This window comes from Salifodinibacter halophilus (assembly GCA_012999515.1).
Classification (GTDB): Bacteria; Pseudomonadota; Gammaproteobacteria; order Nevskiales; family Salinisphaeraceae; genus Salifodinibacter; species Salifodinibacter halophilus.
The window spans coordinates 1164881-1179929 of record JABEEB010000001.1; the positions used below are offsets into that span (position 1 = coordinate 1164881).

General features: G+C 58.1%; 10 protein-coding genes. 5 read left to right on the forward strand and 5 right to left on the reverse strand.

All coding sequences use genetic code 11. From position 1 onward, the window contains the following. Positions 1–158 precede the first annotated feature (158 nt). Positions 159–1628: a DASS family sodium-coupled anion symporter gene (locus HKX41_05210; GenBank protein NNC23553.1), complete on the reverse strand. Its 1470-nt coding sequence runs from the start codon at positions 1626–1628 to the stop codon at positions 159–161. A 717-nt stretch (positions 1629–2345) separates the two neighbouring features. Here HKX41_05210 and betT point away from each other — a divergent pair. Then, a complete protein-coding gene (betT, locus tag HKX41_05215) occupies positions 2346–4388 on the forward strand; it encodes a choline BCCT transporter BetT (GenBank protein NNC23554.1) in 2043 nt (680 codons plus the stop codon). Between the two features lie 454 nt (positions 4389–4842). On the opposite strand, the gene HKX41_05220 is transcribed toward betT, so the two are convergent. Genes HKX41_05220 through HKX41_05230 form a run of 3 tightly spaced genes read right to left on the reverse strand, consistent with a single transcriptional unit; the run spans position 4843 to position 7792 of the window. After that, positions 4843–6372: a tripartite tricarboxylate transporter permease gene (locus tag HKX41_05220; protein ID NNC23555.1), complete on the reverse strand. Its 1530-nt coding sequence runs from the start codon at positions 6370–6372 to the stop codon at positions 4843–4845. Beyond that, positions 6372–6818 (reverse strand): tripartite tricarboxylate transporter TctB family protein, encoded by a 447-nt coding sequence (locus tag HKX41_05225; GenBank protein ID NNC23556.1) that lies wholly within the window; start codon positions 6816–6818, stop codon positions 6372–6374. Before HKX41_05225 ends, HKX41_05220 begins: the two co-directional genes overlap by 1 nt. After that, on the reverse strand, positions 6815–7792 hold the full coding sequence (locus HKX41_05230) for a tripartite tricarboxylate transporter substrate binding protein (GenBank protein ID NNC23557.1): 978 nt from the start codon (positions 7790–7792) through the stop codon (positions 6815–6817). The genes HKX41_05225 and HKX41_05230 overlap by 4 nt, the downstream gene beginning before the upstream one ends. A gap of 276 nt (positions 7793–8068) precedes the next feature. On the opposite strand from HKX41_05230, the gene HKX41_05235 reads away from it, so the two are divergent. Continuing rightward, positions 8069–9664, forward strand: coding sequence for a sensor histidine kinase (locus HKX41_05235; GenBank protein ID NNC23558.1), 1596 nt, complete (start codon positions 8069–8071; stop codon positions 9662–9664). Then, entirely contained in the window at positions 9661–10353 is a 693-nt protein-coding gene (locus HKX41_05240; protein NNC23559.1) for a response regulator, read from the forward strand. Before HKX41_05235 ends, HKX41_05240 begins: the two co-directional genes overlap by 4 nt. A gap of 230 nt (positions 10354–10583) precedes the next feature. Here HKX41_05240 and HKX41_05245 read toward each other — a convergent pair whose 3' ends face one another. After that, on the reverse strand, positions 10584–12731 hold the full coding sequence (locus HKX41_05245; protein ID NNC23560.1) for a S9 family peptidase: 2148 nt from the start codon (positions 12729–12731) through the stop codon (positions 10584–10586). 336 nt (positions 12732–13067) lie between these two features. Here HKX41_05245 and HKX41_05250 point away from each other — a divergent pair, with 336 nt between their 5' ends. Continuing rightward, a complete protein-coding gene (locus HKX41_05250) occupies positions 13068–13910 on the forward strand; it encodes an EamA family transporter (GenBank protein ID NNC23561.1) in 843 nt (280 codons plus the stop codon). A gap of 153 nt (positions 13911–14063) precedes the next feature. Continuing rightward, positions 14064–14768 (forward strand): MBL fold metallo-hydrolase, encoded by a 705-nt coding sequence (locus HKX41_05255; GenBank protein NNC23562.1) that lies wholly within the window; start codon positions 14064–14066, stop codon positions 14766–14768. Positions 14769–15049 lie beyond the last annotated feature (281 nt).

The window sequence follows — 15049 nt, forward strand, 5'->3', positions numbered from 1 at the left end:
GGCATGCCGCGTAAGGCCACCAACGAGCGCTACGTCGAGTAGAGGCAAACCGTGGGGCTGGCGAGCGCGCGACTTGATCGGCTAACCAAAGTTATAACCACTGCCGCCGGATCGCTAATACCAAGGTGCCTCTAGCGAGAAACGGACCATGCATTCGCCTACCACAGCCAACCGATGATCAGGTAAGGCACCAGAGTGGCCAACACCACACAGAATATATTGAGCGCCAGCCCGGCTCGTATCATGGACTGGATTCGCATGCGCCCGGTCGCAAATATAATGGCGTTCGGCGGCGTGGCCACCGGCATCATGAATGCGCAGCTCGCCGCAATTGCCGCCGGCACGGTGAGTAGCAGCACCTCGATATCCATCGACATCGCAAGCGCGCCTAGTAGCGGCATGAACACGGCCGCGGTGGCCGTGTTCGACGAGACTTCGGTCAGCGAAATGATGACTACAACCACTGCCCCGACCATTAGCACCAGCGGCAAGGCATAAAACACTTCCATCTGTGTCGCGATCCACTCAGCCAGCCCAGTGGCTTTGATCGCTGAAGCAAGCGCCAAACCGCCGCCGAACAACAGCAATACCCCCCAGGGCACATTGGCTTCGTTCTCCCAACCCATCAACCGCGAATTCTGGCCGTCACTAGCGGGGATTATGAACAGCGCCACGCCGATGAACATGGCAATCATGGCGTCCGACAGCCATGAAACCCCGACACTGGACAGCAGCGGCCGGCAGATCCAAAGCACGGCCGCCAGCAAAAACATGCCGCCGACGCGTTTTTCCGCGCTCGACAAGGGACCGAGTTTGTGCAACTCGTTACGCAACATATCGCGACCGGCAGCGCCGGTATCCAGCTCAAAGCCGCCCCGAACCAACCACATCCAGGCTGCGGCCATCATCGTGATCGACACCGGCACACCAACAATCATCCACTGGACAAAACCGATATCAATATTCTGATTCGAGGAGAGATAGCCGGCCAACAGCGCGTTGGGCGGCGTGCCGATCAAAGTGGCCACACCACCAATCGACGCCGAGTACGCGATCGCCAGCAGCAGCCGCGTGGCGTAGCGTTCAACTTCGGGCGAATCGCTGTCAGCCATGAGGTTAACCACCGACATACCGATCGGCAGCATCATGATCGAGGTCGCGGTGTTGGAAACCCACATGCTAATGAAACCGGTGGCGATCATGAATCCGGCGATCTGGCGGGCCGGACGCGTGCCCACCGCTAGCAGCGTCGTCAGTGCGATCCGCCGATGCAGGTTCCAGCGTTGCATGGACAAGCCAATGAGAAAGCCACCCAAGAACAAAAAGATGATGTCGTCGGCATAGCTGTGGGCTAAATCCTGGAACGAACCGATGCCGATCGCCGGACCGAGCGCGAGCGGCAAAAGAGCGGTCGCCGGAATCGGGATCGCCTCGGTCGCCCACCACGTGGCCATGAATAAGGCCAGTCCAGCACAGTGCCAGGCCGCTGCATCCATACCGGCGGGCACCGGCAGGACAAGCGTAGCGATCAGAAAAGCCGGCCCAAGCACAAGTCCGACACGGACCGCCGTGCTCTTCGAACGAGCACTTTGCTGATTTGTCGACACACTATCCTGGCTCGGGCCCATGGCTTTCCTCCCTGTTTTGCAAGTCGATTTTTCCAGGGCAGCATATTAAACCCCAGAAGTTCCGATCCATGGGCAACAAGGCTGCTCACCTACGACCGCCATCAAGTATCGCGGGATAAAGGGCACGCCGGCCGAGGCCGCGCACAAGAGCTGCGCCAAGTGGCGGCAAACCGCAGAACCGGCGATCGAGCAAACGTTCACACCATTAACAACGGATGCCTCTAGCACCGAATCTCGCGTTTGCATCACCCAATGAGAGACATTAGAGTCAAATTCGCAGGTATAAAAAGAGGATAAATCAAACCTGCCTTAGCATAGACGCAGCAAAGCCGATCGCCGTGACGTGCTACAGGTCAACGTTTGGCACGCATGCTGCATACGTGCTTTTATATAAAAAAGAATATAACTTGCCATTCCGGCAAGCGGCCGGTGTATTACACACGACTGAAGAGCGTCTACGTGGCACTAACAGATGTCGCCTGTCTATTGACCGCAGCAAAGACAGACATGGCCATTCGCCGGGGCCGACTCCACAGGTCCGGTACTCGCCCTCCGTCTGGCCGAGGCCCCGGAGGCGGCATGCGCGACCACGAGGCGGCCGCCCAAGGACCATAGCTGGCTCGAGCCCGCTGATTAACAGATCGCACAGTGCTGATTCGAGTATTCACCCGACTCAGTGCCAATCAACGACAATAAGCGACTATTAGGAAGAGCAGAATGAGCAAACAAGAAACAGCGGGGCGCGGAGGTGACCGAGTCAACCCGGTCGTCTTCTTTGGTTCTTCGCTAGCCATCCTGATCTTTGCCCTCTGGACCATCCTGTTTACCGGAGCGGCCGAGACGTGGATTAATACGGTACTCAGCTGGGTATCCCACACCTTTGGCTGGTACTACTTCCTGACCGTGGTCATATATCTGGTATTCGTCATTGGCGTGGCGCTCTCGCGCTTCGGCGATATCAAACTAGGACCGGCGCACTCCAAGCCCGAGTTCAATATCCTGTCCTGGGCAGCAATGCTGTTCGCCGCCGGCATCGGTATCGATCTACTATTCTTCTGTCTCGCCGAGCCAGTGACCCAATTCCTGTCAGCGCCGGGCGTCGAGGGCATGAGCGACGCCCAAGCGGCTCGCCACTCCATGGAGCTGACCTTCCTGCATTGGGGGGTTTCCGGCTGGGGTATCTACACGCTTGTGGGCATGTCCCTGGCGTATTTCAGCTATCGACACAATTTGCCGCTGACCATCCGCTCCGCCCTTTATCCGATCTTCGGCAAAGGCATTTACGGGCCCATCGGCCACACTGTCGATATCGCCGCGGTTCTGGGCACGGTGTTCGGTATCGCGACCAGCTTAGGCATTGGCGTGATTCAGCTCAATGCGGGGCTGAACCTTATATTCAACGTGCCGGAGAGCACCCTGGTCCAGGCAGCGCTGGTGGTCATGATCATCGTGTTTGCCACCATTTCTGCGGTGACCGGTGTGGAGAAGGGCATCCGACGGTTGTCCGAGTTCAACATGCTGTTGACGCTCCTACTCTTGCTATTCGTGCTCTTAGCCGGCAACACCGTATTTCTGCTCAACGCGCTCATCACCAACGTAGGTGATTACGTCACCCATTTCGTTGACCTGTCGCTGACCACCTATGCCTTCGACCGGCCCACGGAATGGCTCAATGCCTGGACCTTGTTCTTCTGGGCCTGGTGGATCGCATGGGGGCCGTTCGTGGGCCTGTTCCTGGCACGCATCTCACGCGGGCGCTCCATCCGGCAGTTCACCGCTGGCACCCTGCTTCTGCCGATGACTTTCATGATGGCCTGGATGTCGATCATCGGGAACAGCGGCATCGACATGGTTATGAGCGGCGCCAACGATTTTGCGCAGCAGACCATGAACCACCCCGCTTCCTCGATCTATCTGTTCCTCACTGAATTGCCGTGGACGGGCATTACCACGATCGTGACCACGATCCTGGCGATCGTGTTCTTCGTCACCTCGGGGGACTCGGGGGCGCTGGTGCTGTCCAACTTCACCGCGATCCTGAGCGACGTCAATCACGACGCGCCCACCTGGATGCGCATTCTGTGGGCGGCAGTAATCGGCATCGTGACCCTGGCGCTACTAACGGCCGGCGGACTAACGGCCCTGCAAAGTACGACCGTCATCATGGGGCTACCGTTTTCGGTGGTGCTCTTCTTCATCATGGCGGGCCTACTCATGGCGCTGCGGGCGGAGACACTCAAAAAGGACAGCCGCGGCCCCATCCAGCCTCGCGGCGCCGCATCCCCCGAAAGCGGCGCTCATTGGCAGCAGCGGCTGCGTCGCGCCATGAGTTTCCCCGGCCACGAGCAGGCACGACGTTACATCACGGATATTGTTCAGCCGGCCATGGAAGAGGTCCGTGACGCACTGCAACAACAAGATCTGCGATCGGAAGTCAGCACGACTGTCGACAATGACGGCGGGCTCGGCCTGTCCGTTGCCTTGGGCGAAGAGCAGGATTTCCTCTACGAAGTCCGGTTGCGTGAAGCCGTCACACCCGCCTTCGCCATCCGCCCGCATATGCAGAACACCTGGTACTTCCGTCTCGAAGTCCACCTGCAGGAAGGCGGCGAGGGCTACGATTTGATGGATTACACCCGGCAACAGGTCATTGAGGACATCCTCGACCAATACGAACGCCACCTGGATTTCCTACAGCTCTGCCGCGAGGCGCCGGGCCACGTTTCCATGCCCGACAACGACACCTCATCCATTAGCTGATTGGGAAAAGCATGCCCCGAGGCAGCATCGTGCTCTCGATGCTAAGCGCCTAGGCCGGTGCTACTGTCAGCACCGGCCTAGCGGCACGGGACGGGCAAAAGACAAAGCTCGGCGGTCAGCAACAGTTCTGTTGCTGACCGCCGACTACATGTTCCCGGGGCTCGATTGCCCTAACCCCGCCCCAATACATAGCGACCTGACCTATCTCGGATTGCCGGGCAGATTTCCGCGGGAATTTCCGGGGACAGTATATTTAACTTCGGAAGTTCCGATCCAAACCGATCTCGCAACAAGCCCTCGGTGGTCGCGGGCCAGATGCGTCGGTGCAAGGTGCCAGCTCGAGACCGCCCTAGCCTACGGCGATAACTGCCGCACCGTGATCGACGCAGTCTGGCCCGCCAGTTTCGAACAGGGCGCCAGTTTCCGTCCTGGCTGCTCTCCTAGCTAATGCTAGCTAGTTGGTTGACGCGGATGTCTCTTCCATAGTTTTCCGCACTCGTCGCCGCAGCACCGGGCCGATCACGTAGGGCAACACCAAGCCCAACCCGGCAACAACCCAAAAACCTATGGCCAGAGGGCTGCTCCAGAGAATGCTCCAATCACCATCCGACAGCACAAGGGCATGGCTTAAGTTCTTCTCCATTTCCGGCCCGAGTAACAGGCCGAGAATGATCGGCACCAGCGGTATTTCCAGCTTGCGCAGCACGAAGCCGGCAACGCCGAATGCCACCATCATGTACAGGTCGAATGGACTGTGGCTGATCGAGTAAATGCCGACGAAAGCCACCATGGTCACCACTGGCAACAAATACATTGGCGGCACCGACAGCAGCTTCACAAACAACCCCACCAGCGGAATATTCAGCAACAATAGCAGCGCATTGCCAATCAGCAACGCGGCGATGACCCCCCAGACGATCTCCGCATTTTGGGTGAACATGAGCGGTCCGGGCGTGATGTCGAGCGAAATCAGCATCGCCAACAGCACGGCTGTGGTGCCACTGCCCGGCACCCCGAGCGTCAGCATGGGCACAAGAGCGCCGGATGAGGCACCGTTGTTGCCGGCCTCCGGGGCCGCCACACCTCGCAGGTCTCCCTCACCGAAGCTGGCCCGCTTGCCCAGGTACTTCTTTTCCAGTGTGTAACTGATAAAACTCCCTAGAGATGCACCCGCACCGGGCAGAACGCCGGCAAAAAACCCCAGAATGCCGCCACGAAACAACGTTGGCAGCGCCGAGAAAACATCCCGAGGTCGGAGCATCAATTTGCCGAGCCGCACCATCTTGCGACCGGCGCCGGCCCGCTGCTCAATAAAGAACAGCAGCTCGGAGATCGCGAATAACCCGACGATTGCCAGGATGAAATCCACACCCTCGTGGAGTTTCAGGAGGCCGAAGGTGTAGCGCTCAGTGCCGGTGGCAATGTCGATACCAACCGTGGAGATCATCAATCCCAATGCGGCGGCCACCACCGTCTTCACCGGATTCTTGCCGGCAATACCACCCAGTGTCGCGAATGCCAGCACGAAGAGCGCAAAATACTCAGCCGGACCGAAGGTAAGAGCAAAACGGGCCAACACTGGCGCCAGCATGATCAAACCAACGGTACCAATGAGCGTGCCCGCAAAGCAGGCGATGGCAGACATCCCCAGCGCCTCGGCGGCCTTGCCGTTCTGCGCCATGGGATAACCATCGAGGCACGTCATCATGGCCGGTTCATCGCCCGGAATATTCAGCAGAATGGAAGAGATCCGACCGCCATACATCGCGCCGGCATACACCGACGTCAGAAGGATCATGGCGGTTTCCGGGGACAACCCGAGCGTAAAGGCAAGCGGGATCAGGATCGCCACACCGTTGGCGGGACCGAGGCCGGGTAACGCACCGATCAGCGTGCCGATGAAAGCGCCAAACAACGCGAACATCAGGTTAGTGGGCGTCATAGCAACGGCGAAACCGTGCATCAGGAGCTGGATCGTTTCCATCAGACCATCCCCAAAAGCCCGGCGGGCAAGCTCAGTGCCAGCAGGTTATTGAACAAGAAAAACACCACGACCGCCCCGATCAGGCCGGTCAAAAAGGCCGGCACCGGCCGCGCGCCCATGAGCCAGCACAGCGTGCCGACCGCCAAAGTGGTGGCAATCACGAATCCGAGCGGCTCCAGAAGCAAGCTGTAAACGACAAGGATTGCGATCGACAGCAGGATCTCGACGGCCGTCCGGCCCCGGGGCCATTGGGCGTCCGGGTCCGGCCTGACTATCAGATAACCGCTGGACAGAGCCAGCACAACGGCGAGCAGAGTCGGGAAGGTTTCCGGACCGATACCTTCGGCGGCGCCGAAAGGCTCGGGCCATTGTTGCGCGGTCCAACCATAGACGATGGCAAGAACGAACAGCCCGATTCCTAGGATGCGATCCCCCCGGGCTGTCATTGCATGAGCCCGATGTCACGGGACAGCTGTTCGATGTCTTTCACCTGCTGGCGGACATAGTCGTCAAACTTCTTGGACCCGGGGTGGAAAGGCATCAAGCCATTCTTTTTCATGACCTCTTTCCAGGCATCACTCCTGTAGAGCTCGTCGATGGCCTGCGTCCAGTACTGCTTGGCAGCATCGGAAGCGCCTTTGGGCATGTAAAAGCCGCGCCAGTTCGGCCCGAGGACATCAATGCCTTGCTCACGAGCGGTGGGAATATTGTCGAATGGCTTGGGCAGGCGCTCCTTCGACAGCACGGCCAGGACGCGCACATCACCAGACTCCATAAAGCCCGTAGTCTCGGAAATGTCGCCGGTAAAAGCATCGACCTGGCCACCAACCACTTGCGTCAGCGCCTCGCCCCCATTGTTGTAGGACAAATAGGGGATACTCGCCAGTTTCTTGATACCCGCTTTTTGAGCGACGAGCAGGACCTTGAGGTGATCCCAGCCACCGCGGGCACTCGCTCCGGCAAATTTAACCGAGCGCGGATCGTCTTTCAGCGCGTTTACAAGCTGGTTGAGATTGTCGTATTGGGATTCTTGGCGCACGGCGATCACGCCGAAATCCGAGCCAACCGCGCCGATCCACTCGACCATACCGACTTTCATGCCGGGGAACTGCTTCTGGGCTAGTCGCGTAGTGGTAGCGGTCGAGGCGGCGACAAGCAGGTTGTTGTCGTCACCCCGTTTGCTGACGGTATGCGAGAAGGCAACACCACCGCCGGCACCAGCCATGTTGGTGGTTTGCACACTGGAGGGAACGAGATCGAGCGATTTGAGAACCCGGCCCGCGCTACGGCAGGTAAAGTCCCAGCCGCCGCCGGGGTCGGACGGGGCAATGCATTCAACCTTGCCGGCGGGCTCCCAGGCAAAGGCGGACAGGCTGAACATGGCTAGTGCCATGAGCAACAGGCTTCGTTTGAATATCATGATGATCACCTCATTATGCTGTTATCGCCGTATCAGAGTGTTGCTCTCCCCGGACTACCGTATGAGCAGCCGGATAGCCCTTATGTTAAGGCTATAAATCATGATGCGGTGATGTAAGCATTCTGCGCGTAATGCCTTTAAACATCATTCCGGGCGTTTTATACATTTTGGTCACGGACAAGTGCCATCGCTGTACATTACGCTGACCGACGATGTTTCAGAAGGTTTCCCCACGCCATGCGACTCGCCTTCAACCGCCTGGCCCTGAAAACACGGATGACATTGGTGCTAGTCCTGGTTACCGCAATCCAGGCCGCATTGATCGTCGCCGTGGCTGGCTATTACCTCAGCGATTCGCTTTATGACCAGACCAGGCAGCGAGCCCTGATGGTGGCGCGGACGGTTGCGGCTATGCCGTCGGTTATCGACGGCATTCAGGCACGGGATACCGACGGCCTGACAAAGCTCAGCCAACGCCTGGCCGAGACCAACGAGGCGCTATTCATCGTGATTGGCGATCAGGAAGGGATACGCCTGGCCCACCCCACTCCCGACCAGATCGGCGACCCCATGGCAGAGGATGAAGGTGATCAGGCCACGCGCGCGCTTCAGCAGGGTCGTGCCTATGTCGATAGTGCCATCGGCAGTCTCGGGCCATCGATGCGAGGCAAAGCTCCCGTGATCAACCCGGCGACCGGGGACATCATTGGTATTGTCTCCGTCGGTTATGGACTGGATCAGGTTGAGGCCACGATAGCGCGCCACAATCGAGTGCTTTACGCTCTGATGGCGGTGATGCTGGCGGCCAGCATCGTCGTGGCGATCTGGATGGCCCGGCGTTTCAAACGCGCCATCTTCGACCTGGAACCCGAGACCATCGCAGCCCTCTTTGAAGAACGAAACGCCACACTGCAATCGGTTCGCGAGGGCATCATCGCCATCGACCGAGCGAGCATTGTCACCACCTTCAACCGAACCGCGATTGAGACACTCGGGCTGGATCCGGACACCCAGCTGACAGGTCGCCCCGTCGACGACATCCTGCCCGGCAATAACCTGACATCCGTACTCGAAACGGGGGACCCCGCATTCGACCGGGAAGTCTGGTTCCGGGATCGCCAGATGATCGTCAACCGGATACCGGTCAAACAAGACGGCGTCATCATCGGCGTGGTTGCCAGCTTCCGGCTGCGTGATGAACTGGATCAAGTGAGTCGCCAGCTCACCCGCATCCAGCAGTACGCCGATACGCTACGCAGCCAAACCCACGAATACGCCAACAAACTCCATACCATTGCTGGCCTGATCCAGATCGGCGCTAATGAACAGGCACTCGCCCTGATTGGCGACGAGGTCAGCGACCACCAATCGGTGATTCACCTGCTTCTTGAAGCAGTGCCGGATCCCATCCTGTCGGGCTGTCTGCTGGGCAAGTACAACCGGGCCCGGGAAATGGGGCAACAGCTGGTAATTGACCCGGACAGCCGGATGCAGGACCTGCCGGATGCCCTGCCCCGAGATCAACTGGTGAGCGTCGTGGGCAATCTTATCGACAATGCCCTGGAGGCGACAGCCCGAAACATGGGCGACGGTGGCACGGTACACATCAGCATGACGGATCTCGGTCATGACCTCGTGTTTGAAATCGAGGACCAGGGGCCCGGCATTTCTGAGGCGCAACGTGAGCGCATCTTTGAATGGGAAGTCAGCGAGAAGGGTACCGGGGATCACGGCATTGGCCTTTATCGGGTCTGGCAGTTCGTCAACCAATGGGGCGGCAGCGTTACGGTGGACGAACGACAACCGATGGGCAGTCGGTTCACGTTGTACCTCACGAAAACGCCTGCCCAGACGGAGGGAGAACGAGGTTGAGACCGATTCGTGTGCTGATCGCCGAGGACGACGCGCGGATTGCGGAAATCCAGCGTCGGTTTCTGGCGCGTATTGAGGGTGTGGAGCTATGCGGTATCGCGCATTCGCTGGCTGACGCCCGGGATCAGCTGGACATGCTCCAGCCGGACCTGGTGCTGCTGGATGTCTATTTCCCCGATGGCAACGGCCTGGATCTACTGAAAGAACTCCGAGCGGGTGACAGTCCCTGTGACGTCATCCTGATAACAGCAGCTCGGGAGGTCGAGGCACTACGCAGTGCCTTGCGGGGCGGTGTGTTCGATTACATCCTCAAACCATTGGTCTTTGACCGCCTCGACGCCGCTCTGGAGCGTTATCGCATCCATCGCGAGAAACTCGATAATCTAGACGATGTTGCCCAGGCGGAAGTAGACACCCTATTGCCACGCAATCACCCCGAGCCGGCCCGGACCACATCCTGTCGACTACCGAAAGGCATCGATGGCATCACCCTGGGACGAGTGCGCGACGTGGTTCGGGCGAACGGCGGATGGAGCGCCGAAGAGGTGGGAGCACAGCTGGGCGCCTCTCGGACAACGACCCGCCGATATCTGGAATACCTAGTGACAGCCGAGGAGCTAACGGCGGAAGTGAGCTACGGCACCGTGGGGCGTCCGGAGCGACGCTACCGGTTTATCCAACAAGAATAACGAGCTGAGCCTGGGTCGGGTTTTGCAATCCAGTATGGGGCAACCAGGCGTGATATAGCCAAGCCCTACGCATTGCGTTAATAAGTAAGCGTGCGATTGGCTAATAAGAGTTCAATATATTGTCACCGGATCTGGTCACCGGATCTGTAGGAGCCTGCCTGCCGGTAAATGGCCCACGGGCCACGCTGGCTTCGCTTGCAAGCGAGGCTCCTACATCGCCCTTCGCAACCTCAGAAACTCAGGCTTTCCACGCCCATGTTGTAGAGCGCGAAACTGAAGATATCCGCGTTCTTCTCAACCTTCTTGGACACCGGCGTACCAGCGCCGTGACCGGCCCTGGTCTCGATACGGATCAGCATGGGCGCCGTGCCCGCCTGTTTGGACTGCAATTCGGCGGCAAACTTGAAGGAGTGCGCCGGCACCACACGATCGTCGTGGTCGGCGGTCATGACCAGCGTTGCCGGATATTCCACACCCGCCTGCACATTGTGCACCGGCGAATAACTCTTCAGGTACTCGAACATCTCCTTGCTGTCCTCAGCGGTGCCGTAGTCGTCGGCCCAGCCAGCACCGGCGGTAAAGGTGTGGTAACGCAGCATATCCATTACGCCAACTGCCGGTAACGCCACCCCGAACAGGTCCGGCCGCTGGGTCATTACCGCCCCCACCAGCAGGCCGCCGTTGGAGCCGCCGCGCACCGCCAGGTAATCGCTGGAAGTATATTTGTTGTCGATCAGGTATTCGGCCGCGGCGATAAAGTCATCGAACACATTCTGTTTCTGCAGCTTGGTGCCCGCCTTGTGCCAACTTTCGCCGTACTCACCACCACCGCGTAGGTTGGGCACTGCGTAGACCCCACCCAGCTCCAGCCACACCGCATTAGCGATACTAAAGGATGGGCTCAGGCTGATATTGAAACCGCCATAGCCGTAGAGGATGGTCGGGTTTTTGCCGTTCAGCTCGGTGCCTTTCTTATAGGTAATCATCATCGGCACCTGGGTGCCGTCCTTGGACTTGTAGAAAACCTGTTTGGACTCGTAGCGGTCGCTGTCAAAGTCCGCACCGGACTTGTGGTAGACACTGGACTCACCGCTGTCCACATCAAGAGAAAACAGCGTGGGGGGTGTTATGTAGTTGGTGAAGGAATAATAAAGAGTGTCCTCCTCCCGCTTGCCGCTGATGAAAGTGGTACTGCCCAGCCCGGGCAGCTCGATCTCCCGCACCCGCTCACCGCTGTAGTCGTACTGGTAGACCTTCGACAGGGCGTCCACCATATACTCGGCAAAGAAATAGCCGCCGCCGGTGGAAACGGTCAGCACATTTTCCGTTTCTGGAATAAAGGTATCCCAGTTTTCCGGCCCCGGCGCGGCCGCATCCACGGTTACGACTTTCTTGTTGGGGGCATTGCGGTTGGTCACCAGGTACAGCTTGCTGCCGACATTGGCGATAACCCGGGTCTCCGAGTCGAAATCCGTCACTACCGGTACCAGCGCTGCCTTCTCTTTTGTCAGGTCGCGGATAAACAGATCTTTGCCGGAGGTGGAGTTAGCGCCGGCGATCACCAGATAATGATCGTCCTCGGTCACATAACCCTGTACATAACGGCGCTTTTGCTCTTCGGTACCGCCGAATACCAGTCGGTCCTTGGACTGGGGTTGGCCCAGCTTGTGGTAGTAGAGCTTGTGCTGATCCGTTTTCGCGGACAGCCTGCTGCCTTCCGGCTTATCGTAACTGGAGTAATAGAAACCTTCGTTGCCCTTCCAGGCAATACCGGAGAACTTCACATCCACCAGTGGCTCTTCCAGTTTCTCACCGGTTTCGGCGTCGATCACGATGATCTTACGCCAGTCACTACCGCCCTCGGAGATAGAGTAGGCGGCGGTGGAACCATCCTGGGAAAACTCCAGTGAGTCCAGGGAAGTGGCGCCGTCTTCACTGAATTTGTTCGGGTTCAGGAAGACCTCCGCCTCGCCATCGCTCTTCTTGCGCCAAACCACATCCTGGTTCTGCAAGCCATCGTTGCGATAGAAGTAGATGTAATCGCCCTCGTGGAAAGGCTGCTTGACCCTTTCGTAGTTCCAGCGCGCCTGCAGACGTTCCTTGACCTTATCGCGATAGGGAATCGCTTTCAGATAGCTAAAAGTAACCTTGTTCTGGGCCTCAACCCATTCCTCGGTCTCCTCGCTGCGGTTGTCCTCCAGCCAGCGGTAAGGATCCGCCACTTCCGTGCCAAAGTAAGTATCCACCACATCGCCCTTGTGGGTTTCCGGATACTGGATATCGACAGACTGTGGCTCGGCTGCGGACGCGCCGCCCAGACTGCCCCCGGAGCAGGCCACCAGCACAGCGGCCGCGGCCAGGAAGGTCATTTTTTTCATCGCGCAGTACCTTGCAATGTTTTTCTTAAATTATTGGCGCAGGGAGGCCCCTTTATCCCTCCCATAGGCGTAGCAAAACGTTTATTAATGCAAATAGCAAGGCATCGGAAATAGCCGGGCCGATCTAGGGTGCGGAAGTTCCGGGGACAGGAATTTCCGGGGGGGGATTTCCGGGGACAGTATATTAAACTTGACGCTTGACACTGGAAATGGCGGCGACAAATAGATCAATATACGGACACCGGGTTTGAAGCGGATAATAAAACTTCATAAACATCGGAGACATACGTATTATTTCGTCAATTCTTCGACCCAGACTCCAGCAAGGGACATGCATTGACGACGCCCGTCTTTCTCGCCGTGCTGGCCAGCGCCTTGATGCATGCCAGCTGGAATGCGCTGGTCAAGGTCGGACTCGACCGCCTGCTGAGCATCTCGTTGATTCAGGTCAGCTGCGGTATCATCGCACTGCTCAGCGTGGCCTTCGTGCCGCTGCCCGCCCCCGCCGCCTGGCCCTGGCTGCTGGCCTCGGTGATCCTGCATATCGGCTACAACATCTTCCTCGCCCGTTCCTACCGGGTCGGCAACCTAAGTCAGATTTACCCTATCGCGCGCGGCTGTGCGCCACTGCTGGTCACGCTGATCGGCATCGGATTGCTCAGCGACAATCCCTCTTTACTGGGCTATGCCGGTATCGGCCTGCTGGTGCTCGGCATCCTGTGCATGGCATTCCCCGGAGGGCGCCGCCACCGGCTCGAACTCGCCTCACTGATTAATGCATTGGTCACATCTGCATTCATTGCCGGCTATACTCTGGCCGATGGCAGTGGTGCACGTGCCAATGGAGATGCCACCGGCTACGTCATCTGGCTGTTCCTGCTCGACGGTTTCGGCATGCTGCTGATCCTGATCGCCCTGCACGGCACTCGAACGCTGCCACAGCTCGGTCGCCACTGGCAGGTCGGGCTGATCGGAGGCGCCCTTTCCCTCGGCGCCTATGGCGTCACCATCTGGGCCATGACCCAGGCGCCGATCGCACTGGTGGCCGCACTGCGCGAGACCAGTGTCCTGTTCGCCATTGCCATCGGAATGATCTGGCTCAAGGAGCCATTGCGTCGGGAACGCCTGCTGGCCGGCGGGTTGATATTGGCCGGTGTGGTGCTGACCCACTGGGGATGAAGGCCCGATGCCAGCGCATTTCCAGGCATTTATTTCCAGGGACAGTATATCGAATTAAACGTTTGACACTAAAAACAGCAGAGATAAATAGCTCAATATACTGTCACCGGAGCTGAAGCATATAATAAAACTTCATAAACATCGGAGAAATACGTGTTATTTCGTCAGTTCTTCGACCCGGACTCCAGCACCTACACTTATCTATTCGCCAGCGCGCCGGGGCGCGAGGCAGTAATCATCGATCCGGTCAAAACCCAGGCTGAACAGTATCTGACCGCCATCAACCAACTCGATCTGTCGCTGGTCAAGGCCATAGATACACACATCCACGCCGACCACGTAACAGCACTCGGCGATCTGCGTGACACCACCGGCTGCATGTCGATGATGGGCGAATACACCCAAGCCGAGTGCGTATCCACACATGTTCGGGACGGAGAGATAGTCGACACCGACGGCGTACAACTGCAGGCGTTATATACGCCGGGCCACACCGACGAATCGTTCAGCTTCGTGCTGCGTCCATCGGCACCACAGGCCGTGTTTACCGGCGACGTATTGTTGATTCGAAGCAGCGGCCGGACGGATTTCCAAAACGGTGATCCCGGGCTGTCCTGGGATTCCATCAACGAGCGTCTGTTCACGCTACCGGAGGAGACCATGGTCTACCCAGCCCACGACTACAAGGGTTGGACGGCATCATCTATCGGCGAGGAAAAGCACCACAATCCGCGGCTGGCGGGCACAAGTCGCCAGCAATATATCGAGATCATGAACAATCTGAATCTGGCGAATCCGAAGATGATGGACGTCGCGGTGCCGGCCAATCTGGCCTGCGGCCAAATCTCGGTGCCATGACAGTGCACGAGCACCGAATCTAAATCGTGCACCTGCTAGCTATAGCTCCGTATAGCTCTAGTTCCGGGGACAGTATATCTAATTCAATGTTCGACACTGGAAATGGCAGCGACAAATAGATAAATATACTGTCCCCTAAACTTCGCTAAACTTACCAAGCCTGCCAGCCAGTGATGCGAAAGCCTTTCCCAGCGGATGCTCCAGGCGGCTTAGTTTCGATTAAGTTGCGCAGAGCACACAGCCAAAACGAAAACTTAACTCTACATTCCTGTAGAAATTTG

Bases quoted from the DNA above. Each gene is read 5' to 3' on its own strand.
- HKX41_05210 (NNC23553.1), bottom strand. From the start codon at position 1,628: ATGGGCCCGAGCCAGGATAGTGTGTCGACAAATCAGCAAAGTGCTCGT.
- betT (NNC23554.1), top strand. From the start codon at position 2,346: ATGAGCAAACAAGAAACAGCGGGGCGCGGAGGTGACCGAGTCAACCCG.
- HKX41_05220 (NNC23555.1), bottom strand. From the start codon at position 6,372: ATGGAAACGATCCAGCTCCTGATGCACGGTTTCGCCGTTGCTATGACG.
- HKX41_05225 (NNC23556.1), bottom strand. From the start codon at position 6,818: ATGACAGCCCGGGGGGATCGCATCCTAGGAATCGGGCTGTTCGTTCTT.
- HKX41_05230 (NNC23557.1), bottom strand. From the start codon at position 7,792: ATGATATTCAAACGAAGCCTGTTGCTCATGGCACTAGCCATGTTCAGC.
- HKX41_05235 (NNC23558.1), top strand. From the start codon at position 8,069: ATGACATTGGTGCTAGTCCTGGTTACCGCAATCCAGGCCGCATTGATC.
- HKX41_05245 (NNC23560.1), bottom strand. From the start codon at position 12,731: ATGAAAAAAATGACCTTCCTGGCCGCGGCCGCTGTGCTGGTGGCCTGC.